This is a genomic window from Cobetia sp. 1CM21F, assembly GCF_023161745.1.
GTDB classification, from domain to species: Bacteria; Pseudomonadota; Gammaproteobacteria; order Pseudomonadales; family Halomonadaceae; genus Cobetia; species Cobetia amphilecti.
Genome location: NZ_JALNTQ010000001.1, coordinates 696,757 through 723,755, shown reverse-complemented (window position 1 = coordinate 723,755; position 26,999 = coordinate 696,757). Strand labels below are relative to the sequence as shown.

19 protein-coding genes are annotated in these 26,999 nt (G+C 54.6%); 9 read left to right on the top strand and 10 right to left on the bottom strand.

The genetic code is table 11. The annotated features are described in order from the left end of the window. From MSG32_RS03035 to MSG32_RS03010, 6 genes are all read right to left on the bottom strand, one after another. The gene (locus MSG32_RS03035) at window positions 1-1,161 is read right to left on the bottom strand and encodes a hypothetical protein (protein ID WP_248377526.1); all 1,161 of its coding nucleotides are present in this window, start codon (window positions 1,159-1,161) and stop codon (window positions 1-3) included. A gap of 1,182 nt (window positions 1,162-2,343) precedes the next feature. Continuing rightward, complete coding sequence (locus MSG32_RS03030) at window positions 2,344-3,063, bottom strand: sulfotransferase family 2 domain-containing protein (RefSeq protein WP_248377524.1); 720 nt, start codon at window positions 3,061-3,063, stop codon at window positions 2,344-2,346. 115 nt (window positions 3,064-3,178) lie between these two features. Next, entirely contained in the window at window positions 3,179-4,462 is a 1,284-nt protein-coding gene (locus MSG32_RS03025; RefSeq protein WP_248377522.1) for an oligosaccharide flippase family protein, read from the bottom strand. 260 nt (window positions 4,463-4,722) lie between these two features. After that, complete coding sequence (locus MSG32_RS03020; protein WP_248377520.1) at window positions 4,723-6,018, bottom strand: sugar transferase; 1,296 nt, start codon at window positions 6,016-6,018, stop codon at window positions 4,723-4,725. 49 nt (window positions 6,019-6,067) lie between these two features. Continuing rightward, window positions 6,068-8,296: a polysaccharide biosynthesis tyrosine autokinase gene (locus MSG32_RS03015; protein WP_248377518.1), complete on the bottom strand. Its 2,229-nt coding sequence runs from the start codon at window positions 8,294-8,296 to the stop codon at window positions 6,068-6,070. Window positions 8,297-8,377: 81 nt separating this feature from the next. Then, window positions 8,378-9,541 carry a polysaccharide export protein gene (locus MSG32_RS03010; RefSeq protein WP_248377511.1) on the bottom strand — a complete coding sequence of 388 codons (1,164 nt, stop codon included), beginning with the start codon at window positions 9,539-9,541 and terminating at the stop codon, window positions 8,378-8,380. Window positions 9,542-11,184: 1,643 nt separating this feature from the next. Between MSG32_RS03010 and MSG32_RS03005 the strand changes: the two genes are divergently transcribed. From MSG32_RS03005 to MSG32_RS02990, 4 genes are all read left to right on the top strand, one after another. Further along, window positions 11,185-12,093 (top strand): hypothetical protein, encoded by a 909-nt coding sequence (locus tag MSG32_RS03005; RefSeq protein WP_248377510.1) that lies wholly within the window; start codon window positions 11,185-11,187, stop codon window positions 12,091-12,093. A gap of 5 nt (window positions 12,094-12,098) precedes the next feature. Then, window positions 12,099-12,935 carry a hypothetical protein gene (locus tag MSG32_RS03000; protein WP_248377509.1) on the top strand — a complete coding sequence of 279 codons (837 nt, stop codon included), beginning with the start codon at window positions 12,099-12,101 and terminating at the stop codon, window positions 12,933-12,935. Window positions 12,936-13,044: 109 nt separating this feature from the next. Next, window positions 13,045-14,013, top strand: a complete 969-nt coding sequence (locus MSG32_RS02995; RefSeq protein ID WP_248377508.1) for a capsule biosynthesis GfcC family protein — start codon at window positions 13,045-13,047, stop codon at window positions 14,011-14,013. A 65-nt stretch (window positions 14,014-14,078) separates the two neighbouring features. Next, complete coding sequence (locus MSG32_RS02990) at window positions 14,079-16,307, top strand: YjbH domain-containing protein (RefSeq protein WP_248377507.1); 2,229 nt, start codon at window positions 14,079-14,081, stop codon at window positions 16,305-16,307. Between the two features lie 193 nt (window positions 16,308-16,500). On the opposite strand, the gene MSG32_RS02985 is transcribed toward MSG32_RS02990, so the two are convergent. From MSG32_RS02985 to nhaC, 4 genes are all read right to left on the bottom strand, one after another. Continuing rightward, entirely contained in the window at window positions 16,501-18,231 is a 1,731-nt protein-coding gene (locus MSG32_RS02985) for a thiamine pyrophosphate-dependent enzyme (protein WP_248377506.1), read from the bottom strand. A 273-nt stretch (window positions 18,232-18,504) separates the two neighbouring features. Further along, window positions 18,505-19,164: a GntR family transcriptional regulator gene (locus MSG32_RS02980; protein WP_176677352.1), complete on the bottom strand. Its 660-nt coding sequence runs from the start codon at window positions 19,162-19,164 to the stop codon at window positions 18,505-18,507. Between the two features lie 19 nt (window positions 19,165-19,183). After that, complete coding sequence (locus MSG32_RS02975) at window positions 19,184-20,101, bottom strand: aminotransferase class IV (protein WP_248377505.1); 918 nt, start codon at window positions 20,099-20,101, stop codon at window positions 19,184-19,186. 2 nt (window positions 20,102-20,103) lie between these two features. Then, a complete protein-coding gene (gene nhaC / locus MSG32_RS02970) occupies window positions 20,104-21,543 on the bottom strand; it encodes a Na+/H+ antiporter NhaC (RefSeq protein ID WP_248377504.1) in 1,440 nt (479 codons plus the stop codon). Between the two features lie 636 nt (window positions 21,544-22,179). On the opposite strand from nhaC, the gene MSG32_RS02965 reads away from it, so the two are divergent. The 5 genes from MSG32_RS02965 (at window position 22,180) to MSG32_RS02945 (ending at window position 26,896) form a co-directional block, all read left to right on the top strand. Beyond that, the gene (locus MSG32_RS02965; protein WP_248377490.1) at window positions 22,180-23,943 is read left to right on the top strand and encodes a BCCT family transporter; all 1,764 of its coding nucleotides are present in this window, start codon (window positions 22,180-22,182) and stop codon (window positions 23,941-23,943) included. A 156-nt stretch (window positions 23,944-24,099) separates the two neighbouring features. Continuing rightward, window positions 24,100-25,476 carry an FAD-binding oxidoreductase gene (locus MSG32_RS02960; protein ID WP_248377488.1) on the top strand — a complete coding sequence of 459 codons (1,377 nt, stop codon included), beginning with the start codon at window positions 24,100-24,102 and terminating at the stop codon, window positions 25,474-25,476. Window positions 25,477-25,621: 145 nt separating this feature from the next. Then, window positions 25,622-26,002 carry a nuclear transport factor 2 family protein gene (locus MSG32_RS02955; RefSeq protein ID WP_216060339.1) on the top strand — a complete coding sequence of 127 codons (381 nt, stop codon included), beginning with the start codon at window positions 25,622-25,624 and terminating at the stop codon, window positions 26,000-26,002. Window positions 26,003-26,039: 37 nt separating this feature from the next. Next, a complete protein-coding gene (locus MSG32_RS02950) occupies window positions 26,040-26,276 on the top strand; it encodes a hypothetical protein (RefSeq protein ID WP_248377486.1) in 237 nt (78 codons plus the stop codon). Further along, the gene (locus tag MSG32_RS02945) at window positions 26,273-26,896 is read left to right on the top strand and encodes a cupin domain-containing protein (protein ID WP_248377484.1); all 624 of its coding nucleotides are present in this window, start codon (window positions 26,273-26,275) and stop codon (window positions 26,894-26,896) included. Before MSG32_RS02950 ends, MSG32_RS02945 begins: the two co-directional genes overlap by 4 nt. Window positions 26,897-26,999 lie beyond the last annotated feature (103 nt).

The window sequence follows — 26,999 nt, the reverse complement described above, 5'->3', positions numbered from 1 at the left end:
TCAGACTCTATATTCTTTTTTATGATTATTGTTGTGACGTCTTGTTTGTAATAAAAAAATTGCCATCCAGTATAAAGGAAAATCTAAGCCAACTTTTAATACCGATAGAATTAACAATAAAAATACTAACTTCCTTTTGATCTTTGAAAGTAAATACAAATAGAAAATAGCCCCAAATATTCCTGCAAAAAATATAGAAGAAAAGAGAGGTCCTAAGGAGCGTATATACACATCTACATCAGTGTCATTTACACTGTAACCACTCCCCCAGAAAATTCTTGGAAAGTCTGCGTTAACTAGAAACGTAAGTGCTTGCAATTTTGACCCGTCACTAGAGTCTTCATCAAAAACAACTCGACTAAAATAACGTGTATCTAAATATTCATATAAACCTAGATTTAACAACAAAGCTATGGTAAAAGATAAAAACAATAAGACACTAATTACGCTTCTGTAATTGTTCGTATTGAAGGATAAATATATTATCAACAAAGTAGCAGTTAAAATACCACTTATAGATGTGGTAAGGAAAACAGTCCCGAGAAGAAACACATGTAATATTTTCACTTTATTACTTAAAGCATAAGATATAATTACACCAGTAATCATAACTATAGAATAAACTCCAGGCTCGAGCTGCATTCCCCTAGGTCTAAAAATCCCCCATGAAAGCGTTTCGTCAAGAGAACGTGAAAAGGGGAAAAAGAAGCTATGCACATCTATATAAACTTTGAAAACGTAGTATAAGCAGAATTGTAACAGCAGCATAAGTGCATTGAAAATTAAGAATACATGCAATACTTTTTTAAATATGAAAATATCATTCTTTAATACAGTGTAGAACATTAAAGCTGATAAAATCATTAAGTCTGTTATTATTATATTTTTTAAAACTGTTAAATTTTGCTCGAATACGAATAAATGGAGCAGGAAATATAAATTAAATGCAAAAAAAATAAAGAACGAGCTTTTATCAAATTTTAACTTTTTTAAATTTTTACACGCGAAAACTGCACCTATAGATAATATAACCCCTAATATAGCTTGTTTAGACTTAAGAGAATTGACTGCTATATCACCATTATATATATCTAACTGCGTACAAACACAAAATAAGTATATTAAAAAAAAGCACGATATTAAATATTCTCTTTTAATCATATAAAACCACCTAACCATATTTGCTAAGTATCATAGATATAACTTATCCGACGATAATAGGAAGAAAATAAAAGCCACCATTAATAGTCAGACCTCGTCTTATTAAATACAGGCTGATTGAATAACTCCGATTGTTCGAGTTGCCACACTTTTCTACTGAGAGTAATGCCGTGCGGTGTAATACTTACAAAGATATATGATTGTAATAGCGCCATCAATAACGCTCTAACATCTGCTCAAAGACCTAATTTAATTCATAGCGGAATTTATTTAGAAGTTTGTTAATATAAATACTGAGCGGCCACCATTCTGTTTAACTGAAGTCTGTATAGTTTTATCAATAAAAGCTCGATATCATGCCTTTCAGACTGAGGATCGATAAGATGGTATCTAGTAGGCACCTGCTTTTTCACCAGGGTGAAGCGAATGATAAGTGAATTTTATTGAAAATGTGCTTACTTCAATTACTAAACGGAGGCTTCTTTCCTTCTATTAACGAAAGCTTTGCTGTCCTCTACAGATTGATTTTTCTATACTCCAGATATATCTTGTGAGTAGCACAATTACTCCCGAGGTAGAGTAGGCTTTTTAGATCTTCGTCAAATATTTGAAGGACTCTTGCTTTTTAAACACCGCTAATAATCTCAAGAGCTTGTGTTTGCCCCACCCCCCCCTCCTTGGGCATCTCGCTGCGATAGTTTGACAAGGTGTAAGCACCTCACACCGTTTAAGCTTGCACTGAAATGCGAACCATAACATCTTGGGTTCAAGTATTCACGAGCGAAGAGAATTTCAGGCTTAGCCGAAGTCGATAACGGACTGCGATGAGGACTACTTTATATTTGGAAGTAAGCATCACTCACAGATTATGAATCTGAAGTTAACGGACTAGGATGATATAGGCGTGAATTTGCTCCGCCATCGATATTTACAGTTACAGCCTAATATCCCTGAGGCTGTACTGAACGAATTAATAAGTTAGTTCATGAGGGAAAATCAAACGATAGCCTCTCTTTGAAACTCGAATACTAAATAATATATAAAATAATATCGCATACTAAAAACTATTAAAATACTTTTACACATCGACTTTTAATTATAATATAAAAATACAGATATCTACAGTCAAATTTAAGAGAGTTTCTATATTCTTCTTAGATGAGCTTTATGTTAGTTTATTGTTCACTTTCGTAAAAATGAATATTTTTTAATAATAGACTTAACAGTAGTCATAAAGTGTATCTTAGCACATAGCAATACTGCTTTAAGGCCTGTAAAGCTATAATAGGGATCATCAATATCAACAAATGCTGACTTCGTATTTTTATCATAATTAAACAGGTTATAATCTTTATCATAAAAGTCATAGACTCTTTTTAACGTATCACTAGTTAAACATAGTTGTTCGCTTTTGCTCTTATATTTATGAGGTATTATTTCTGGAATTTTTACTATGCCTTTAGCTTCTAGAGATAATAGAATACTGTTGACACCATCTTCATACTTATATACTTTTATACCATCTGAGATGAATTCGTGCTGAGGCCGTATATGGTTATCAAAACAATATTTGTTTAATTTATAAAGCATAAAAGCTGCACGTACAAAAACATCAAAACTAATATTTTTCTCTGGCATTCCTCTAAACCTGTACTCACTTAATATTCTAGATAGTGGGTCTCTCACAATAGTAAAAGAATAATAACAATCTAATATATTTAAATAATCATTGAGTTCATTATGGAAATGCTGCGGACAACATGGAAAATCAAACATATTTTTCTTATTAAATAAATATACACTGTAATTATTATCAACAAATAGCTGTTGGATACTAGTACCGGCACTCTTAGGGATGTGTACGAAGTGAATACTTTTTCCATCTTTAATATAAATAGGCATTATAAATCACTCCATAATTTACTTTTGGTATAATGTAGCAAAACATACTTAGGCTATATCCAAACGCCTATTAGGTATCTAACATTCTCTATTAAGTAATTTTTGGATGTTATTGTTATTTTCTATTTGTATAAGATGGAATCATACAAATACCAAGCTTTATCCAAACATAGTATAGGGCCACGAGGTTTTGTAATATAAGGGTTAATGCTAATGCGATAGCTGCACCAAGACTACCAAATGTAGGTATAAGAATACACATGCAGAACAATCCCATTATGTTGCATATCAATGCTATATTTCGCATTAACTTTTCATGCCCTGTCATGTTGAGTAAAAAACCAACCGAGCCAGTAGCAACATTAATAAACTGTGCAGTTGCTATAATACGTAATAAGCTTTCGCCCTCAATAAATTCGGGGCCAAGTAACCCAAGAACAAATTGTGGTTTAATCCAACAAAGTAAAAGCATGGGTAAGGCTAATACCACACCTATTAAACCACTTTTTCGAGCTAATACTGTTAGGCCTATTAAGTCTCCATCACGATAATAGGTAGCAAATCTGGGAGGGAAAACCGCATTAATTACCATAAGTATAAAACTAATTAACATTGCCAACCGTTCAGCGGCTTTAAATACTCCCAAATCATAACTGTTCAAAAACATCCCCGCAATAAAAACACTAATAACGACCTGCATAAATTGCGCTAAACTCATAACAAAGAAAGCGCTAGAGGTGTCAATAAACATTTTATAATTAGGTTTATCTTTATCTTCTTCTAGCTTATTTTGACTAAACCACTTAAAAACTTGCCATGTACCTATCGATACTACTGTCCAAGAAGCAACAGCCATAATCCAACCTATAGCTTGGAGCTCGATAACTAATAACGAATTTATTAACAATACTAATAAGCTAGCTATAAGTGGTACAGTTCCATTTTCAAGTAGAGTTGCAGATGCAGGTTTGCGAACGCCTTTCATAAAACCTGAAAAAATAAATGAAACCGTAAAAGCAGGTATAGTAACCGCAATACCAGGAATCAGCTCTATCAATGCTTCAGATTTGAATAAATCTGATAAAGTGTGTCTCAAAATAAATACAAGTAGTGAAATTAATACGCTCAATACTACTGCTGTTATAAGACTCCATTTTAGGTACCACACTACTGATGTAGATTTATGATTCTGGCCTACATATCGCATTAACGCATTGTCCATACCAAAACGAGCTAATAATGCAGATCCAAAATAGATACTCTGTAAAATTGCAAATATACCAATGCCACTTGGGCCAAATATACGGCTCAAAACTATAATAAGCATCAAACCACCTAAAGCCGCAATAGCTCGCGCAATAAAAGTACGGCTAAGCGACAATGCTAAATCGGTTTTCATGACATTGTAAATTTTCATAAATTAATGTGCATACCCTCACTACAGCAGAATTAAACTTACAAATAAAAACTTTTATAAATCTTGATTTATACTAGAGCTTTAACTTAAAACCAGTTATAACACCGTTCAAATTTATAATATAGATTATATTGGTTTAGAAAAAGCAATACTTTTATAGCAGTCAACTTCTAAAAATTAATGTAGGATATACTAGCTCATGTTATATCAACAAATCCTTTAGTTCGTTATCTCTTGAAAATCTATCTGCTTCCTGCGCCAGTAACTACGACTTTAACAGTTCTAAATATTATCAATAAATCCAGCCATAAGGAAAAATTCTTTATGTAATAAAAATCATACTCAAGCTTTTCCACCATTCCTTCCACTTCAGCTGCATATCCCTGTTCAACTTGAGCCCAGCCAGTTATACCTGGTCGTACAACGTGCCTGTAATGAAAAAATGGTACATCCTTTTCATACCATGTAGTTAAACTTAAAGATTCTGGCCTAGGTCCAATAAAGCTCATATCACCCTTCAAAACATTGAACAATTGTGGGAGCTCATCCAGGCGGAACTTACGAATAAAATGTCCGACGCGTGTGATACGAGGATCATTGCCCTCTTGGGTAAAACCAGTTCCTTTCATTTCAATATACATGCTACGGAATTTATAGACCGTAAATGGACGACAGTGAAAGCCCATACGAGACTGGCAGAACAATGCCTTACCAGGGCTATCCAGACGAATGGCAAGTGCCGTCAATAGCATGACGGGAGCAAGCAACGGAATCATAATCAAGGCAGCAAGAATATCCACACCACGCTTGATGACTTCATAATCTTCACGCGGAGTCAGTGAGCCAAACTCATTGGCATAAAGGTGATCCAGCAGGACCTTGCCGGTAATCATTTCGTGTGCTTGGGTGGCGTGGTAGACCGGAATACGGTGAATCGTGCAGTCAGCAAGAAAACGCTGCCATTCTTCCGGGAGATCCGCTCGCAAATCTGCAACAACTGCATCTATTCGCTTCATACCCGCAAGCGTCGGAGCCTCTAAATGGTACCAATACACAGACTTGCTACGCTCGTCGCATAATGCAGGCGCCTTGCCGAAAGGTACCACTGCCATACGTTTGGTGGTCAACTTGCTATCGACATAATAGAAAGCCCCGCCAAAGATGATCGCCAGAACAAATGAGATACCCACCTGGAGGCGAGACACTTCAATTTCCAATGCACCGCAGATGATGATCAGCAAGGTATAGGAAGCCGCCACTGTAGGGATGACATAGGTAAAAGAGCGTGTCCCCGGCAACTGGCACAGGCGGTTGATCAGGGTTAAAGACAAGGTAAAGGCTGCGGCGGTGCCCAGAATCGCATTCCACTGTGCCAGTGTGGAGGTATTCCAGAAATCAAATCCCCAACGGTACATGGCCGGCAGCACCACGACCAGCAAGACGCCGAAAAATGTCTGCAGACGCTTGCTGGCTAGCAAGCGTTCATAGTGGCGTGAATAACGGCGTTGATGCTCCATGGTAGAGCTCACTTTATTCATCACGGGTTCCATTAGTGTTCATGACCGTTGATAGTCTGATCAAGCGCGTTTATTTATAGCTGTAATTGTAATAGCCATAATTTTCGCCGTAAGCGCCTGCGGCCTTACGTTCCATCGCATTGAGTATGCCGCCCTTCACTGCAACACCTGAGGCTGCCAGGCGCTTGAGTGAGACTTCCACTTCTTTTGGCGCATTCACCTCAAAGCGTGTCACCAGCAATGTTGTTCCTACATGCTTACCGATGACGGCAGCATCGGTGACAGCAAGGATAGGCGGGGAATCAATGATAACCAGATCAAATCGCTCGCTGACCGCAGTCAGGAAGCCTTGGAAACGTGCACTCATCAACAACTCAGAGGGATTGGGCGGTGCAATTCCACGCGCCACGTAAGAGAGTGTCTCAAGTGCGGAAACCGGGCGGATGATATCTTCCAACGACTTCTTACCTGCCAGATAATCGCTCAAACCACACTCGGAGCGCTCATCGAAGATGGAATGCATATGACCCTTGCGCATATCAGCATCGACTACCAATACACGCTGCCCAGACTGGGCACACACGGCAGCCAGATTGGCAGAAACAAAACTCTTGCCGATGCCAGGGCTGGGGCCGGTAATCATCAACGTATTGGTTGAGGCTTCCATCATCGCGAAATGAAGGCTGGTACGCAGGCCGCGTAACGCCTCGATAGCCAGGTCAGCCGGATTGCGCGCGGCAAGCAAGCCATTGGGAATTTCACGTGAGTGTTTATCCGACTTCCGTTTTACCTTGCGACTCAGCTTGCCCTGCTCATCCGAAAGCGGAATGGTGGCATACATCGGCAGACCCAACGCTTCCAGCTGGTCTGGCGACTCCACGCCACGGCGGAAGGCTGCACGCAACAGAATGATACCCACGGAGAGCATACCACCCAACAGTGTCGCGATAACCACGATCATGGCTTTCTTGGGCTTGACGGGTAGCGGCAAGATACCGGCATCATCCAGGATACGTACATTGCCGACTGTACTGGCCTGGGCAATCTCCATCTCCTGAACTTTATTCAAAAGCTGCACATAGATGGCTTGGGTCACTTCCACACTGCGCGTGAGGCGCAGCACTTCCTGCTGGGTTTCAGGCAGATTTTTCACCTGGGCATTCAGCTTGTCCATCTCACGCTTGAGCTGTGCCTTCTTCTCAAGCAGTGCTTTGTAAGTCGGGTGGCTAGGCGTGTAACGCTTGGCAATTTCGGCCTCGGTCAACTCCAGCTGATTGACCTGTGCTTCTAGGTTCACTATCCGCTCCAGCACCGACTGGGTCTCCAGTGATAGATCCACACTGTCACGCGAAGTCCTGAATTCATTCAGGCGCGACTCCGCTGCATCCAGCTGTGCCCGCACCTTGGGCACCTGATTATCGAGAAACTCGAGACTATTACGTGCTTCTTCACTTTGACGCTGCACATTCTGTGAATAATAGATATCCGCGATGGTATTCAAAGTACGCTGCAATGCTTGCGGCTGCTCCCCCGTCATCGACCAGGAAAGAATGCCGGTTTCCTTGCCCTGCTCCGCAACGGAGAAGGAGTTACGCAGATCTTCAATCGCCTGCATACGGCTGATATGGGTCAGTTCGAATTCCGCACCTTGCGCAGCATTCAAGGAGGTCACACGCAGGTTGAGCTGGCCGTCGGCAAAGCTTTCCAGCTTGTTGATGCTTCCCTTACCCAGCGACTCTCCCTCAAGGAAGAGCTCGTAATGTGTTTCATCCAGCACGCGCAGAGTGACAGTACTGCCGAGCATGGCATCAGCGACTGGCATCTCGCTGACAGTAATGCTCTCCCCTGCCCAGGTACTTGCCCAGCCTTGTGCAAAGTCCGGGCGTTCTACCCCACGCCGTACGAGAAAGTCACCCAGCATAGGTAGGCGCTTAGGGGTGATGGTGATATCCAGATTGAGCAGGTCGACCGCGCGGCCCAGTACCATTCGAGAGCGAATGATCTCGATCTCGGATTGAGACGGCGGCTCCTTGCCTAGCAGGGAGTTGACGTCTGCCAGCGGGTTGGTCGAAGGCGCATCATCAATCTGTATCAGAGCATCCACCTTGTAGATGGGCGTCGCTAACAGTGCGTAGACCACTCCGATGACGGCAAATAGGCCAGTGATCGCGATGATCCAATGCTTATGATCAACCAGGATGCCAAACAAGCGCCCCAGATCAATGGTATCGTCATCGTTGTCGCGAGTGGCAGCGGTTGGCATCGCCCCAGTGGCCGTATGTTGCGGGGTCTGATTCATGAAACACCCTTCGAATGCTGCGGCTCTCGTGAGAACCATTGGTAGATGGTAATAAAGAGGGGAATTAGGTGCTGGTGCGGATCAATCATCGCTACGCAGATCATCGAAATCACTAACAGAACGCGATACCTGATAAACGGCGGTCAGGGTCGGCAGCAGTTGATTGACGACACGGTTCCAACGACTGAGCGGTGCGGCCGTGACATAGACCACATCAGAAGGCTGGAGCATGAATTCGGCACCGATCACGAAGGCTGCCGAATCGCGGGCATCTAGCTGATAGACAGTCGCCAGCTTGCCGGTGCTGGTATCAGCACGCCGCACGACGAAGATGCCCTTGGCATCGGCCTGGCCTTCATTGATACCACCGGATTGGGCGATGGCATCCGTCAGCGAAATACGTGAATTGCCCATCGCCAGGCTGCCCGGCAGTTGCACCTCACCCATCACATACACTTTCTGATTGCCCACATCCGGGATGTGCAGCACATCACCGTCGCGCAGCAGGCGGTTGTTGCTCAGTGCGCCGTTCTGCAGCAAGTCGTAGAGCGAGAAGTGTTCATCACTGTCATCACGCGTCAGCACCACATCGTGCCAGTTGGCCAGCGGTGACAGGCCGCCCGCCTGATTGACGGCATCCAGGATGGTCAGCGGCACATTGGTGATCGGCAGAATTCCCGGCGTTTGCACCTGGCCGGTGACATAGACCTTCTGGGACTTGAATGCCGCCACCTGCACATCGATCTGCGGTGAGGCGATATAGCCAGACAGGCGACGCTCGATCACGGCGCGCAGTTCCTTGACCGTCAGCCCCGCTGCTTTGACGCGCCCGATGTAGGGATAAAAGATGGTGCCATCGCTGTGCACGCTGTTGCCGGATTCGATGGCGCTGCGTTCAGAGCCAGCAGGGATGGTCAGTTCGGGGTGATCGTAGACGATGATGTTGAGCACATCTCCGCGGCCGATGCGGTAATCGTAATCGGCCAGCTGCTGCTCAAGCAGCTGATTGTCACGCTGGCCCTGGCCACGACTGTCATTCAGGGCATCTACCATGCCGAAGGTGATCGGCTTGACCTCAAGCGCATCATCCAGCGGGGCCGTTTCTGTCTGATAGTCCATATCGCCACCGGGGGCGAAAGCACAGCCCGTGGTAGACAGCATGGCAATCAACAGCGCGGTGGTCATTGCCAGGCGGGGGCGCGGCGACAGCGCACAGCCCTTGCCAAACATGGTGACCTTGATCATGTAAAACCCCCGAAAACTGCAAGATGGAATGGGCAGCCTCATGCTGCCCTGGAAGAGAAGGCGTCGTGCTCAGGCCGCGACGTAGTCAATCGAAAGTCGTCAACCGAAAATAGGCTCAGCAGCCCAAACCCGACATGCCAGTCAGGGAGAAGAGTCAGGGTGAAGAGACAAAATGTAGAAAAGGATGCGCAGGGTGAATCTCGAGGACAGCCAGAGAGCCGTCTGATGTTGGCCTGCATTGCGCAAGGCCTGCGATGTATCTTCCCGACCCTATCGACTTTTCGTGAGCGCGACCTGATTTTGGGCACGCTACCGCCCCAGGGTGGTTGACGGCGCATCCCTGAGGCCCTGACATGAAGATCTTGATGTCTTCCAGCTTGTGTCGTGCTTGCCCATCTGTTTCCCGACTAGCATCAATCCTTCACTGACGCAAGAAAGCCTTGCTACGAGTGGCACCTCGAATTCAAGACAAGATCATTCCCTTTGAGGAAAATCCGGCGCACTGAACTCGTGGACAGGTATCGAGCACAAAATTCAATTAGCTAATACTTAACAACCAGAAAGGTAATCCCGAAATTCAAGACGCAACAAACCCTAGCAGAGCAATCGTCTTGTAGATCGCCAGTGCTATCAGATGTGGACTTGTTTTTGTTCAAATGAGTACAGGATTCAGGTTTCGAACTAATAAGACTTGTACAACCCTATCGGCTCGCACTGCCTGGATGGTACCAGTCACTACAAATCCAATGGCTGACACGCCATGACAGCCTGTTACCGACACTGCTGAGGAGAGAATCTATCGGGCATTGGTAGAGACACCAGCACCGCAAGCGCAAGATCCTTCCTGCGTATCGTCAACACGGCATGACGTTCCACCGGTGACCCATCCTTCCTGTGTCGCAAAAAAGAAACACAGCCTTTTCAATAAGGGACGCATGATACTGCATTCTGGGACTCTCGTTCCACCCTTTATTCATATTCACCTGCCACCCACCAAGGCATGAAAGCGAGACGATAACACCTAAATGACTGATATTTTTAGTATTATGTGGACCAATTGGCACCAGGAGCCGCATTGCAGGGCATTAGATCATGAATCATTGCGTATCCAAAAGGAGACACCAAGATCGACCACAGCTGGCCGCGATACGCATCAGCATCAATCAGAAACAAAAAATTTACACAAAGTACCAATTAACCAATAGCAGAATGACTAGCCTTCCCATCAAAGCATCATCAATCAGTATTGAAATGGGCTTACCGATAAAGATAACGAGTTTCACGACCCAGAATTCAAGCCCGTATGCTCTCTTCCGAGATTGGCCAATTTTTACCGACTCGCATTTCTTGCGATTATTGTCGAGAGTCCGAGGCCTTTCTTGTCAAGCATGATGCCGCGATCATCATATTCGATGGTTGTTTACGGTTAGATGTCAGTCGACCAACAACCTGAACTCTGTTAATTTCCACAACATTCGCGTATTGAAATCTGTCTCACGAGGCGATAGAACGTTGTGCACGACAAGTCTCCAACACCTTCTATTGTTTCTCATCAAGAATCAATCGCCCAGCAAGTCATATCAGCGCCTGTGCCAACACAGAGAGCGTGAGAATTTCCTACACGGGAAGACAAGGGAACGCACATGAAACGCACTGCTACAACATTGGTCATCGCGGGACTGGCCTTATCTCCTCTGGTTGCCGGGATAGCCCGTGCCGAAAGTGAAGCACCGGCTCAGACAGGCTCGGCACCTTCCAGCACAGGATCTACCAGCACAGGAAGCAGCAGTACTGGCGGTGCGGCAGCAGGCGCTGGCGCCGCTGGTGGCATGGCCGCTGGCACCATTGCAGCTGTCGCCGCTGGCCTGGCGGCGGCGGTCGGTGTCGCTGCTACCGTCGCCTCCGGTGGTGACGGCAGCAGTGCCGGTAGCACCGGTGGCGACGGTGGTACTGATCCGGGTGACGGTGGCGACGGCGGTACTGATCCGGGTGATGGTGGCGATGGTGGCGATGGTGGCGACGGCGGCACTGATCCGGGTGATGGTGGCGACGGCGGCACTGATCCGGGTGACGGCGGCGACGGCGGCACTGATCCGGGTGATGGCGGCGACGGCGGCACTGATCCAGGTGATGGCGGCGACGGCGGCACTGATCCGGGTGATGGTGGCGACGGTGGCACTGATCCGGGTGATGGTGGTGACGGTGGCACTGATCCGGGTGACGGCGGCGACGGCGGCACTGATCCGGGTGACGGTGGCGACGGCGGCACTGATCCGGGCGATGGCACGGACCCGGGTGACGGCGACGGCACAACTGGCACTACCGGGACGACTGGCACCACCGGCACGACCGGTACCACAGGCTCTACCGGCACCACCGACCCTGATGACGGCAGTGACCCGGATGAAGGCGGCGAGCCGGGTGATGGCGACGGTACAACGGGCACGACAGGCACCACCGGTACCACTGGCACAACGGGTACGACCGGAACGACTGGCACCACAGGGTCTACCGGCACGACTGGCACCACCGGCACCACAGGTACCTTCTGATCACCATGAAGCCGACATCCATCATGATGGGGGGCCGCCTGGCGGCCCCTTTGCTTGTGTCCGGCGCATTGATGCTTGGGGGCTGCTCCGCACTTGAGCAGGGGCAGCTGGGGCAGACAGCCAGCGCAATACTCGGCAGCGATCAATTCGATGCCGAGCGTGCGCGCGCCCTGCCCTATGCCACGCTGCGTTTCAGCTATGACGGCAACACCGGGATGGTGGTGCTGGCGTCTCTGGAGACAGCGACCCGCAAAGACAGGGACGCAACGGACGCGACCTATCAGCAAGAACACGCAGGGCTGACACCTATGGCAGCCCTGCCCTCTTCCGCCACGCCTGTTGAATCGACGGCAAGACAGCCTTCGAGCACGACAGAGCTGGCACGTTTCGAAACGGCGGATCATGCCTTCGTGCGTCTGGAGAACGGCTGGCTGAGCGGTACCGCCGGCTTCGATACCGACCTGCTGGACATGCGACGGGATGTATCGCTGACCACGCTGATGTCTGCGCTGGACAGGGGCGAAACCACGCCCAGCTACGTGATTCACTCTCGCTGGCAGCGCGCCGACGGGATAGAGGGCTATGCGCAGGGCCAGGCAAGCTGGCAATGCGCGGCCCCCGCCGTGCAGGCCTTGCCGTTGGGCGATCAGACAGTGGCCCAGTGTGAGGAAAACATCCTCTGGCAAGATGGCTCGCGTAGCGTCAATCGCTATGCGGTTGCTACTGTGAATGATCCCCCCGCGACTGATGCCAATGCGGCACCAAGAATCTGGGCGGCGGATGTTCAACCCTGGCCGGATTCTCATTATTGGAGCTGGGAGGTCGCGCGTGGCTGGTGGTAAGTGCCAAGAAATTTTCTTTCAGTGCCATGATCATGCCGCCCCGGCTGCACGAGTCGGCCGTGTGTCTTCTGTCCATCCAGGTGTCGTGTCTCTTGCCCGTCGAGGTGTCGTGAAAAGCTATCTGCATGAACGTCTGAAGGCCGCCCTTGGCGTCGCGATGCTCGCGTCTGCTTGCGGTGCACTCCTGTTGCCTGGCGCAGCGCTGGCCAGCGAGACTCCGGCAGCATCACAAGGCCCATCCCAAGACCGGGATGCCAGCGCCCAGACTCTGACCATCAGTGAGGCGCTATCGCGCCAGCTCGGCGTGCTGACGAATGCCAATGGTATCGAGTGGCCGCATGCGTTCGTGGCCACCCAGCAGACACGCGACAGGACACGTGAGCTGGGGCGGCGCCTGTTCTTCGAGCTGCGTCAGTTGAGCTCGCAGGCCGTCTTTGATGATCGGCTGTCGGCTGAAGGGCTCAAGCACTGGATGCGCATCATCGGCCGCACGCCGATCGAGGGGCGTCAGGTCGGGCGGATCGACCCCATCGCTCTGTGGCGTTTTCCGCGCCTGGACATCCCGCTCACGACGGGTGATTGGATAGGCCAATGTCAGGCCGAGACACGCATTCAGCTCTGGAGTGCCGTTGGCGTGCGTCAGCTGGACTGGCGCCCCGGCCTGACGCTGCACGACGCCATCGCTGGCCTGCCGGGCGCGCAGGCGGACTCGGAACACGCCAGTGTCATCACGCTGGGCGGCAGAATCATCGTCCGCGGCATCAGCGCCTGGAATGACCAGCCCTATACGCTGGCGCCGGGCGACCGTGTCGTGGTCAACATGCCGCGTATCTCGGCGGCCGCCGCCTGGGTCAATCGCAGTCTGCCCGAGTGGTTGAGCCTGCAATGGCCGGGCAAGGAGTGCCGCAGCGTGGACGCCATCACGGGAGAGCCGCAGCAGCGCGACTATCTGCAGGTAGCGCGGCAATACGCTGACAGTGATGACCGTGATAGCCGTAATGACAGTGATCACCGTGATGACAACGATGACCTTGATGACACGGATAGTGGCTCGCTCCCTCAGGGCGACACTCCATGAGCGACGTGACAATGACACAGCAGGACGCCTCGTGCTCAGGCAGGCAAAGGATGGCAGCAGACAGCATGGATCATTCGCACTTCTCTTCCATGGCACCGGCGCGTGCCCGGCTCATTCCCTTGACGCGCGCCATCCGGCAGCTGGCCATGCTCAGTGCGGGCGTGCTGCTGGCCCCGATGAGCTACGCCGGTCTGCTGGATGGTCCGCAGCCGCTCGAGACGCGTCTCAGTGGCCTCGGGCATGGTCAATCGGATTTCGGCGGCGTCGGCCTGATGCAGACCCCCACCGCGCGCATGCAGAAACCGGGCAGTATTCACTTCTCCTATAGCCAGGTCGAACCTTACCGGCGTTATAACGTCAGCCTGCAGCCGCTCGATTGGCTGGAGGTCGGCTTCCGCTACACGGAAGTCACCAACCGCCTGTACGGCGAAGCCATCGCCGGCGACCGTGACTACCTGGATAAGGGTGTCGACGCCAAGTTCCGCCTGTGGGAAGAGAGTCGTTATCTGCCCGAAGTCGCGGTCGGCCTGCGCGACATGGGCGGTACCAGCCTGTTCGGCAGTGAGTACCTGGTCGCCAGCAAGCGCTGGTATGACCTCGACTTCACGCTGGGCCTGGGCTGGGGCTATCTCGGTTCACGCGGTGATATCAGCAATCCGCTCGGCTGGGTGCGTGACAGCTACAACGACCGCCCAGGCACTGGCGAGACCGGCGGTGATCAGGGCGGCGAGTTCTCCCTCAACAGCCTGTTCAAGGGCGATGTCGGTATCTTCGGCGGCGTGGAATGGCAGACACCGTGGGACCCGCTGGTGTTGATGGCAGAGCTTGACGGCAATGACTATCAGAGCGAGCCGCAGGACAACGATCAAGAGCAGGACAGCCCGATCAACCTGGGTGCCCGCCTGAGCGTGACCGACAACCTGACCGTCAAGGCCGGTTGGGAGCGTGGCAATACTGCGATGTTCGGCGTCAACTTCGGGGTGGATCTCGCCGGGCTCTCGCAGGCCAAGCTGGATAGCCCGCCGGAGCGCTTGATTGCCGAGGCCCCCACGCGCAACCAGGACAGCTGGCCAGAGCTCTCCCGCGAGATTCAGGCGCAATCGGGCATTCGTGTCGATAGCCTCTCGCGCGAGGGAACGGCGCTGATCGTCAGTGGCGAGAGCACGCGCTTCCGCTCCACCGCTCAGGCCGAAGGGCGTGCCAACCGCGTGCTGCACAACCGGCTGGATGACTATTTCGAGAGCTTCCATTACCGCCTGCGTTCTGGCGGCCTGGACACGCGCGAAGATGTGCATTCCCGCGCCGATGTCGTCAGCGCCGGACACGATGCGCGCCAACAGCTGCGCTATACCCACAGCGTCTATGCATTGGCAGCCACCGAGCCGTCCGATGAGCATGGCGAAGGCGCGGCCCGCTACAGCGGTGAAAAGGTGCTGCTCGAGAATCCTGATGATCGCTGGAGCGCCGGCTTCTCGCCCGGCCTCAACCAGAACATCGGCGGCCCGGATGGCTATCTGTATCAGGCCTATCTGCGCGGCTCCGCTGCCTGGCGTACCGATCGCCATGGCTGGCTCTCGGGTTCGGCACAGCTGACCCTGTTCGACAACTTCGACAAGTTCGATTACATCTCGGACTCCAAGCTGCCCAGGGTTCGCTCCTATATCGGTCGCTATATCGAAGAGACCGACGTCGGCATCGACAACCTGCAGTACACCCGCACTCACCAGTTCGGGCGCGATTGGTACGGCATGGCCTACGGCGGCATTCTGGAGATGATGTATGCCGGTGTCGGCGCAGAGGTGCTCTATCGCCCGCTGGGCTCACCACTCGCCTACGGGGTCGATGTGAACTGGGTCAAGCAGCGCGAGTTCGATCAGCAGTTCGGCCTGCGCGATTACTCGACCACCACTGGCCATGCCAGCATCTACTGGGATACCGGCTATGAAGACGTGTTGGCCAAGGCCAGCTTCGGCCGCTACCTGGCAGAAGATGTCGGCATGACGCTGGATGTCTCACGCGGCTTCGCCAATGGCGCACGCATGGGCGCCTGGGCCACCTTCACCGATGCCGGCGACGACTTCGGCGAGGGTAGCTTCGACAAGGGCCTCTACATCGTGCTGCCGCTGGATGCGTTCTTCATGCATTCCAGCCGCGACACTGTCGGCCTGGCCTGGAACCCGCTGACCCGCGATGGTGGTGCTCGCCTCAATCGCAAGTTCAGCCTGTATGACATGACCAGCTATCGCGACATGGATGACTACTGGCGCGGCTTCGCTTCCCAGGTCTGGAAGTGAATGACGCCATGAGCTGTTCTTTGCCGCGAAGCGGTCTAGGTAATGAGCTGAGCTACTTAATGAGCTGAGCTAAGTCACAGGGCAATAGCCGCACCCACAAGAAGGCCCCGATCCACAGGATCGGGGCCTTCTTTCGTGTCAGCTGCGCAGAAACAACTAAGCAGCTTACAAGCTACCGGCTCATGTCATGTGCTCAGCGCTTGGTGAAGTTGTTGCGCACCAGGTCAACCACGTCATCCATGCGGCCATTGAGCACCGCCTTGGCGGAGTAGAGCGCGGTGGAGGCGACCTGGCCGGCTTCCACATGCGGCGGCATCACCAGCTCCATGCGGTTGACCTTGACCTCGAGCACCCCGGGGCCATCCTGGGCCAGCAGGCTCTGCACCGCCTCATCCAGCTCGTGCTTCTCTTCGACTCGACGCCCCCACAGCCCCATGGACTGTGCCAGCAGCGAGAAGTCAGGGTTCTCGAGTTCGGTGTAGGTATCCAGGATGCCCTCGACCTTCTGCTCGAGCTCGACGAAGCCCAGCGTGCTGTTGTTGAAGATGACGATCTTGAGCGGGATCTTCTCCTGCTTGAGGGTCAGCAGGTCCCCCATCAGCATGGCAAGGCCGCCATCGCCGCACATGGCGATTACCTGACGCTGCGGGTAGGCCTTCTGGATGCCGATGGCCTGAGGATAGGCGTTGGCCATGGTGCCGTGCATCAGGCTCGGCAGTGTGCGGCGCTTGCCGTTGGCCCGAATATGACGCAGGCACCACACCATCGGGCTGCCGCCATCGGCGGTGAAGGCGGCGTCTTCGCTGGCGTGGCGATCCAGCGCCAGCGTCAGCTCCTGCGGGTGGATGAGGCGCTCGTCATCGGAGGTGACGGCGGCATCGTCACGCGCCTCGAGATACTTCTTGCGACAGCTGTCGAGCCAGGCGCTGTCGTCACGCGGGTCGACGCGGGTCAGCAGCGCCGCGCAGGTGTCCTTGACGCTACCGACGACCCCGAGGTCCACCGGGTGGCGAATACCGATCTTGCCGGGGTCCAGATCGACCTGAATCACCGTCGCCTTGTCCGGATAGAACTGGGTCCAGGCGAAGCTGCAACCGAGCAGCAGCAAGGTGTCACATTCCGCGACGGCCTCGTAGCCGCCCTGCAGCCCGAACACACCGGTCATGCCGACTTCGAGTTCATTGTCGGGCTCGATGAAGTCCTTGGCGCGCGACGTCCAGGCGATTGGCGCCTTGAGTCGCCGTGCCAGCGCCAGCACTTCCTCCTGCGCGTGCTGACAGCCGATGCCGGCATAGATCGAGACCTTGCCCGGCGCATTCAGTGCCTCGGCCACGGCAGCCAGCTCCTGCTCGCCGGGACGAATCACCGGCGCGAAGCGATGGGCACGCCACGGCAGCGAGCCCTTGGGCTTCTGGGTGAACAGATCCCCCGGCACGATCAGCACCGCGACCCCGCCTTCCGCCAGTGCCTTCTGCGCCGCAATGGCGACCATGCGGCGGGCATTCTCGGGATTGGTCAGGTACTCGCAGAACACGCTGTACTGGGAATAGAGCGCCTTCTGATCGACATCCTGCGGGAAGCCGACGCCCATCTCGGCGGTATCGATCTGCGAGGCAATGAACACCACCGGCGCGCCATTGCGGTGTGATTCGATCAGACCATTCAGAAAGTGCGTGCTGCCCGGCCCGCAGGTACCGGCACAACAGGAAAGCTCGCCACTGATGAAGGACTCGCCCCCTGCCGCGAAACCGGCCACCTCCTCGTGCCGCACATGTACCCACTCCATCTCGGAGCGCCGAATGGCGTCGGTGAAGTGGTTGATGGTGTCACCCACGATGCCGTAGCAACGCTTGGCGCCGGCCTCAAGCAATGAGTCGACGATGATCTCGGAGACGGACGCTGACGAAGATGTGGTTAGTGCCATGGAGGTGCTTTCCTTTTCCGGTGAACTTTCGGGTCAGGATGAGCAATGCATTCACTCATTCGAATAAACAGTGAACAAGACCTTGGGTCCAAGCCGCGGAAAACAATGGCCAGCCACGAAACTCACGCTGGCACACGGCGTTGCGTGTGATGGAGCAGAGACAGCGTGCAGACACTGCCCGCTGGACAAAGTGCTGCCAGCGGGAGTGAGCCAAGAGGCGAAAAAGACCGTCAGAGGACAGTCCAGAAGGGATAGGTGGTACGCGTTGCGTGCCTACTCGACCAATTCCAGCACCTTGCTCATGCCCTGGTGCATATGCTCATCGATATGCGCGAGCATGTCCGGCAGCGAGTCACCGGTGGCAAGGGCCACATAGCGGTCGTGTGCTTCACGCGATGGGCCGGGCCGCTGATGGGCCCGCTGGTGAAGCACGAAATAACACTGCAGATGCGGTCGTATACGCTCCCAATCCGCCAGCAGGAATTCATTGCCCGAGACCTCGTGGCACCAACCATGCAGATGCAGCTCGGCGATGATGGCGCCTTCACTGTCACGCCGCCCGATGGCGTCGCTCAAGGCGTGCTGACGTCGAATCAGCTCGTCAGTCATCTGCACGGTCTTGATCGGCCAGAGAATATTGAAGGCCATTCTCTCCAGCCCCGCGCGATAGGCGTACAACTGGGCGAGATGGGCATGATCGAAATGACGGACTCGCACGCCCTTGTAGGGCTCACTGACCAGCAACCCCGTACTCAGCAGATGGCGCAAGGCCTCTCGTACCGGCACCCGGCTGACGCCGAGTGCCTTGGAGAGATAGGCTTCAGTGAGCTTCATGCCCGGGACAAGAGTGCCCGACGCGATGAGGTCCTGGATCTGCTCAGCCACGCCCGACCACAGGGTGTCAGGGCGATGCAGCTTGCTGAAATCGTTCATGCCTTGCGAGTCCCTCTGGTCACTTCGTCTCCTCGAGATAGGCTTCATAGAAGGCATTCAACTGCCGATAGGCCGGCCCCATTTCCCCTGTTCCGATCGTGCGACCATCAATGCACACGACGGGGGTCAGACCGCCCAGGGTACCGGTCACGAAGGCCTCTTCGGCACTATACACTTCAGCCAAAGTGAAGTCCTTTTCCCGAACCACCAGGCCGTTGCTGGCCGCCAGGTCAATCACTGCCTTGCGGGTCAGACCATTGAAGTTGCAAAGGCCGGTGGAGGTCCAGACTTCACCCTTGCGCACGATGAAGGAATTGGTGGAGTTGCAGCTGGCCACGAAGCCACGGCTATCCAGCATCAAGGCTTCATCCGCCCCGGCGTGCAGTGCCTGAATCAATGCCTGGATGAAGTTGAGACGACTGTGGGAATTCAGGCGCAGGTCGAAGACATCCGGTGTGCTGCAGCGGAAGGTCGAGGTGAACAGCTTGATGCCCTTCTGCTTGCGCTCGACATCGATCTTCTTGTATTCCGCCACGACGACAACCGTCGGGCCCTCGAGCACGAAGCGCGGGTCCTGGTTGGGCGTGCTCTTCAAGCCACGCGACACCATCAGACGGATATGAACACCATCGTGCATGTCATTGACGCGCAGCGTCTCGCGGATGATGCCGATCATGTCGGCGCGGCTCATGCCAAGGTCAAGATCGATCGAATTGGCGCCCTCGAACAGACGATCCATATGCGCATCAATCGCCAGCAGCTTGCCATTGATGAGACGCATCCCTTCCCAGATGCCATCCCCGAGCACGAAGCCACTGTCAAAGATGGAAACCGTCGCTTCGTTGCGCTTCTTGAACTCGCCATTGACGTAGATGAGGACGTCGTCGTTGCGCGGATCGGAGACATATGCCTGAGAACTGATAGTGGACATGGCCATGATCAAGCTTCCTGAGAAAGAGGTGAAGTTGTGACGGAATGTGCGGAATTCAGGGCGCGGCGCCCCTTCCAGAACACGAGCCCGGTCATGGCGCTGATGAGACAGCCAGCCATGAAGGCGAAGTGATAGAACAGGTACGGGAGGTAATCGAGGGTCGCCACGCCGGTGGTGGCCGCCATGAAGACAGCACCGCTGGTCCAGGGAATCATCGGGCAGGACAAGGTGCCGCCGGCCTCGCAATTGCGCGAGAGCACCCGTCGCTCGATATCCTGCTGCTCATAGAGATTGCGAGTCATGGCCGAGGCCGTGAACAACGAGACATAGGCGGCGCCACCGAAGACTGAGCCGAAGAATCCGCAGGTCACGGTGATGAGGGTAAGGCTGACGTCCCCCTTCACCATCCGCGACAGACGATTGCCCACCGAACGGATGACGCCGAGGCTTTCCATCAGCCCGCCGAGTCCGAGCGCGAAGATGACGATGACGACCACCGGCAACATGGACTGGATGCCGCCACGGCTGAGAATCCCGCCTATCGTGGAACCTTCCAGCGTCTGGGAATAGCCCTGATACAGCGACATGGCAGCTTCGAGAGGCGTTGCGCCCTGCACCCACCAGGCACACAGCACACCGAGAAAGGCCCCTATCGCGATCACCGGAATGGCGGGCTTGCGTGCCATCAGAAGGCCGAGGGTGATCAACAACGGCAACAGCAACATCGGGCTGATCACGAACAAGGCATCCAGGTCACTCAACATCACCTGAGCGGACTGCATGGCCTGGCTGGATGCCGCGGAATCCATGCCCAACAGGTAGAAGCCGCCCAGCACGAGCACACCGGCAGGCAAGCCAACCCAGGCCATGGAGCGCACGTGATCGATCAAGGAGACATCACACAGAGAAGACGACAGGATGGTGGTATCGGACAGCGGGGAGATGGCGTCACCGACATAGGCGCCAGAGATCACGGCTCCTGCCACATAGGGCAGCGGAATCTCGAAACCCGCGCCGACGCCCATCATCGCGACGCCGACAGTCCCCACCGAGGCAAAGGAGGTACCTGTGACCAGGCTGGTCAAGGCGCAGGCCAGAAACGCGATGGGCAGGAAGGTACCCGGGTGGACGAGACTCAGACCGTAATAGATGACAGTCGGCACGATGCCGCCCGCGATCCAGGAGCCGACCACCGCGCCCACACAGGTAATGATCAGCACGCCTTCCATGCCACGCATGATGCCTTTCATCAGGCCCGCCTGCAGGCTGGGATACGGCACCTTCAACATCCAGCCACACAGCATCAGCAGGAACCAGGCAGCGAACAACGCCAGTGCCACCGGCACCTTGAGCAGCAAGACGCTGGACATCAATAGGCAGAATGCCAGGAAGATTCCCGACAGGGATGCCCCGTTCAACTCCGGGACGGAGGGGTTTTCAGTTGTCATGACTGCACCTTCTTAGAATTGTATACAGTACACATTAACTCTATACCGACCTTCCCGAGAGGCGCAAGCAACTTGTGTGAGCCCATAGACTCGAGCCCCTCATCAGGGAGTGATGAGGGGCTCGCAGCATTCTGACCTTGTTGATTCACGCCATTGGCTTATCCCTTGGCTGCCTTTCGCTTTCTTGCTCCACTCTCTGCTGCCCCCTCTCTGCTCCTACCTCTACTCCGCTCTCTGCTGCCCTTCTCCGCTCTCTACCCCCCTCCCACCTCTGTTCGCTGGCCTGCCACCATCGAGCCAAGCTGCGCATCGGCGTTATTTCTTCTGTATTTCAAGAAGTTAATGTCGGAAGACAATCAATTTACATATAAATGAAAAAATACTGAAAAATTTCACTTGCGCGATTTTACTCGCCGTCTATTTTCATTTGTGACGCGAGAAGATTCATCGAATGCTGCATCAGCTGCAGCGCATTCACTGACGATGGATGGGGACCTTGCCGGTTCGATGAAGGCGATATCCCAGCCCCCGCTCCCATGACAACAATAAAATCTGCTCTCGATATTCCTGTCGGCTTGTCAGGTGTCTGACGAGATCTGGCGTGGAGCATCAGGGCCCCTTCCTGGAGGCACCCCAGTGACAGCAACACGCAATCCCGCAGCGGCTGAGCGCGCTGGCAGCAACAGCGTTCCGCGCTCATCCGGTCTGCTTGGCGACTACGACAAGGGGCTGTTCTGGCCCGTCCTCAGCATCTACACCCTGATCATGATCTATGCCCTGGCGGCGCCGGAGCAGACCGGTGCGGCGTTGTCCGGCATACGTGACTTCCTGATCTTCAATTTCGGCTGGAGCTTCGTGCTCGGTGTCGCCGCGACGCTGATCTTCAGCTTCTATCTGTTGCTCAGCCCCTTCGGCGGCATCCGGCTGGGGCCGGATGATTCACGTCCTGAGTTCAGCTATGTGGCGTGGATCTCGATGATCTTCAGTTGCGGGCTTGGCATCGGCTTCGTGTTCTTCAGCGTCGCCGAGCCATTGACGCACCTCTATACCTCCTCGCATGTGCAGGACCTCAATCAAGTCGGCCAGCAGGCCGGGGTATCGACCGCAATCCGCAACACGCTGATGGACTGGGGCATGAATGGCTGGGCACTGTTTGCCGTGGCCGCCTGGGCCATCGCCTTTCCGGCCTATCGCCTCGGGCAGCCGCTGACGGTCGCCACCGGCCTCTACGGCCTGCTGGGGGAGCGCTGCAACAGCAGTCTGTGGGGCAAGCTGGCCAACGGGCTTGGCGTGATCGGTACCATCGGTGGCAATGCCACCATGATCGGGCTGGGCGTCACCTCCATCAGCTATGCCTTGAAGGTGCTGTTCGGGCTTGAGTTCGGTGCCTTCGGTCAGGCCATGGTGATGCTGGTGATCATCATCGCCTATGTGGCATCGGCGGCGACCGGCATCGAGCGCGGCATCAAGTACCTCAGCCTGCTCAACATGATCATGGCCGGCGCCATTCTGCTGGCGCTGCTGGCCTTCGGTCACGCCCCGGCGCAGTACCTGCTGAACATGATCACCCAGCAGTTCGGTGACTACTTCGGCTCGGTGTTCGTCAACCAGTTCTGGACCGATGCGGGCAGTTTCGAACAGCGCGAGTGGGTGGGCTGGTGGATGATCTTCTACTGGCTCTGGTACATCTCCTACATCCCCTTCTGCGGCGGTTTCATCGCACGCATTTCCCGTGGCCGCACCCTGCGCGAATTCGTGTTCGGCGTGGTGGTGGTGCCGATGCTGCTGTCGATCGTGTGGTTCAGCATCTGGGGCGGTTCGGCCGGCTTTGCCGAGGTCAATCAGATCGTGCCGCTGTGGGAAAGCGTGCAGGGCAATCCGGAATCCGGCATCTACCTGTTGCTGCAGAGCATGCCCGGCGGCTGGTGGCTGTGCCTCGCGGTGCTGTTCAACATCATCGTCTTCGCCGTCACCACCTCGGATTCGGCCTCGTTCTTCTCGGCCATGCAGGTCTCCAATGGCAACGAGAATCCGAAGATCCTGATGCGCCTGCTGTGGGGCGTGATCATCGGTGTCACCGGCATCGTCTTCCAGCTCGCCGGTGGCTTCAACGCCATCAAGAGCCTGGCGATCGTGGTCGGCGCGCCCTTCTTCCTCGTCAGCATCGCTTACATGTTCTCGGTCTATCGCATGCTCAAGGCGACCCATGAACAGCCCGCGACGGCCATGCAGCCGGTCCCTCAGATAAAGCCGATGCCTGCCGAAGCCGCTGAGCCGGAAGGCTACAGCGCTGTGACACCCGCCACGCCAGCTAGCACGCCCAGTACCCCGCCAAGTACCACGGCTACGTCGCCCGCCCTCCCGGGGTCGGGAAGCCAACCCATCCCGGGCGCGACCTGAGCGGCATGACGGGCACACGTCGACTCGAGCAGGCAAGCCACCCGAGCGCAACGCGCACGAACCAGCACCGCCATTGATCGCCAATGACAATGATCACCAACAACAACGATCACCAATGACAACGATCGCCAACAACAAGACGGATGGTGACCCACGATGACTGTCAAACAGCCTTACAACCCGCATTACGATCCTCTCAAGGACAGCTCTCCGGGCGAGGGAGTGGACTATGCGCCGAGCTACTGGCGCTACCACGCCGGCCCGCCTCCCGAGGATGATGGCCCGGTCTCTGGCGATATGGAGGCCGACGTGGTACTGATCGGCGCCGGTTTCACCGGCCTTGCCACGGCGATGTTTCTGGCGCGCGAGCATGGCATCAAGGCGGTGGTGCTGGAGGCCAACCAGATCGGCTGGGGCTGCACCAGTCGCAATGGTGGCCAGGGCCATCTGGCCTGGGGACGCCTGAGCCGCAGCCAGTGGGTGAGGAAATGGGGCGTCGACATGGCGCGCCAGCTGCACGCCAATAGCCTGGAGGGGTTCGAGGTCTTCAAGTCCCTGACCCAGGACCCGGAAGTGGATTGCGAGCCTCAGCCACTGGGCAACCTGCTGATCGCCCATAGCCCGCAGGCCATGCAGCATCTCGAGGCCGAATCGCGCCTGTGCAACAACATCCTCGGCTACCGGACCCGAACGCTGGACCGCGCGTCAGTGCATCGCGACTTCATGGGCGATCAGGAGAGTCACGGCGCGATGCTCGAGCCCGAAGGCATCGCGGTACAGCCGCTCAAGCTGGCCTACAGCTATGCGCGTATCGCGCGCCGCCACGGCGCCAGAATCCACACCAGCAGCCCGGTACAGCAGTGGACGACCGAGAACGGCATCCACTATCTGCAGACGCCGGGCGGCACGGTGAAGGCGCGCGCGGTGGGCATCGCCACGGCGGGCTATACCAGCCCCAATCTTCACTCGCTGACCGCCTATCGCAACATGCCGATCATGGCCAACTCGGTGTGGACGCGCACCCTGACCGACGAGGAGATCGAGGCCTGCGGTCTGCATTCCACCATCTTCGCCACGGACACTCGCAAGCTGCGCCACTACTATCGTCTGCTGCCCGAGAAGCGCCTGCAGATCGGGACGCGCAGCGCCATCAGTGGCGCGGATGCGCAGAATGCCCGGCATCTGGATGTGGTGCATGAGGCCATCGCGCGCAAGTTTCCCGCGCTTGCCGGTATCGAGACGCCGTGGTTCTCGCATGGCTGGATGGATATCTCCCACGACATGATGCCGCGCATCGTGCAGCCGGACCCCAAGCAGCAGATCTTCTACTCCCAGGGCTACAGCGGCAACGGCGTGTCGTTCTCGGCCTATGCCTCCCGGCAGCTGGCCGCGCTGATCGCCGGGCAGTCGCTGCCGGAGGTCCATCTGCCGATCTTCAACTCGCCGCTGCCCGCCCATCCGCTCAGGCCTATCCGGCGCATGGGCCAGCACCTGCTCTACAAGTATTTCCAGGTGCTGGACAAGGTGAGCTGAGACACGCGCCGTGCGAGTTCCGCCACTGATCGCCCCTATCACTTACCGCCATCACTTACCGACACGCCGCGGCGCTCTCGAATCCCGTCGCGGCACCTCCCACTGACATGCCTCTTGCGGCATGCAAGCACCAGAGAGACGCACCATGAATCGTGAACAGATGACCGCCATGTTCGATGCCTTCAATCGCCACGCCATCGATGAGGTCATGGAGTACTTCGCCGACGATGTGGTCTTCGACACCGTGTCCGGCGATGAGGCGCACGGCACGCGTATCGTCGGCAAGGCCGCCGTGCGCGACGCCTTCGTGAATACCTGGACGACCATGCCCGATGTGCAGTGGGCCAAGGGCGAGTTCTTCTTCGCTGATCAGCGCGTCGTCTCCGAATGCACCTTCATGGCGACCCAGCCGGATGGCCTGCGTGTCGAGGCCGATAGCGTAGATCTCTTCACCCTCGAGAAGGGCAAGATCACCCGCAAACAGGCCTTCCGCAAACAGCGACCGGCCTTTACGCCAGCCGCGTGATCGTCACGCGCAGCACAGACGCAAAAGGCCAGTCGCGATGACTGGCCTTTTGCGTCTCAAGCGTTATCTCAGAAGCCGCTATCTCAAACCCCTCATCAAGATCGCCAGCCCTTATCAATCTCCGACTCGACACGACGATTTGATAACGACACAGGCTTATCTCTTACCGCCGCATGCTGATAATCTTGCTGATGAAAACCGCCGCATGCTTTTCATCCACATGAAACGCCACTCATTGACCGCCAGCGCCCATTGCCAAGAGGAAACCGGATGACCACGGACTCAGACTCCTCACAGGCATCAACCGGCAGCACGCTCAGCAATGCAGAACAGGAAGACCGACGTATCGGCAGACAGCTGCGCGACCTGCGCAAGTCCCGCCAGCTGACCCTCAGCCAGCTGGCGGAGCGCGTCGGCAAGTCCGTCGGCTATCTGAGCCAGGTGGAACGCGGTGTCTCCTCATTGCCCATCGGGGTATTGCAGACACTGAGTGACGCCCTCGGCGTGCGCGTCAGCTGGTTCTTCCAGCCCGGCGGCAGTGACTCGGAGGTGGAGCAGGCATACATCGTGCGCGCAGATCAGCGTCGCGCCATGAATCTCGGCGCCATCGGCGCGCGGGAAGAACTGCTCTCACCGCGTCTGAGCGGGCAGCTCATCCTGATCATGACCCGCCTGCAGCCCGGCGGCAGCGGCGGCGAGACACCGCGTGAACGACGCGGTGAAGAAGCGGGCTATGTGGAAAGTGGCCAGCTGGAGCTGACCATCGGTGAGCAGGTCTTCCTGCTCAACCCGGGCGACAGCTTCTCGCTGACCGGGGAAGAACCCCACTGGATTCGCAACCCCGGCGAGACCGAGACCCGCATCGTCTGGGTGATGACGGGCGTGGAATACTGAGGCATCGCGTTCAGCATGCCCCGCTCTGTTTCATGCCCCGCTCTGTTTCATGCCCCGCTCTGTTTCATGCCCCGCTCTGTTTCATACCCCTCGTGATTCATCT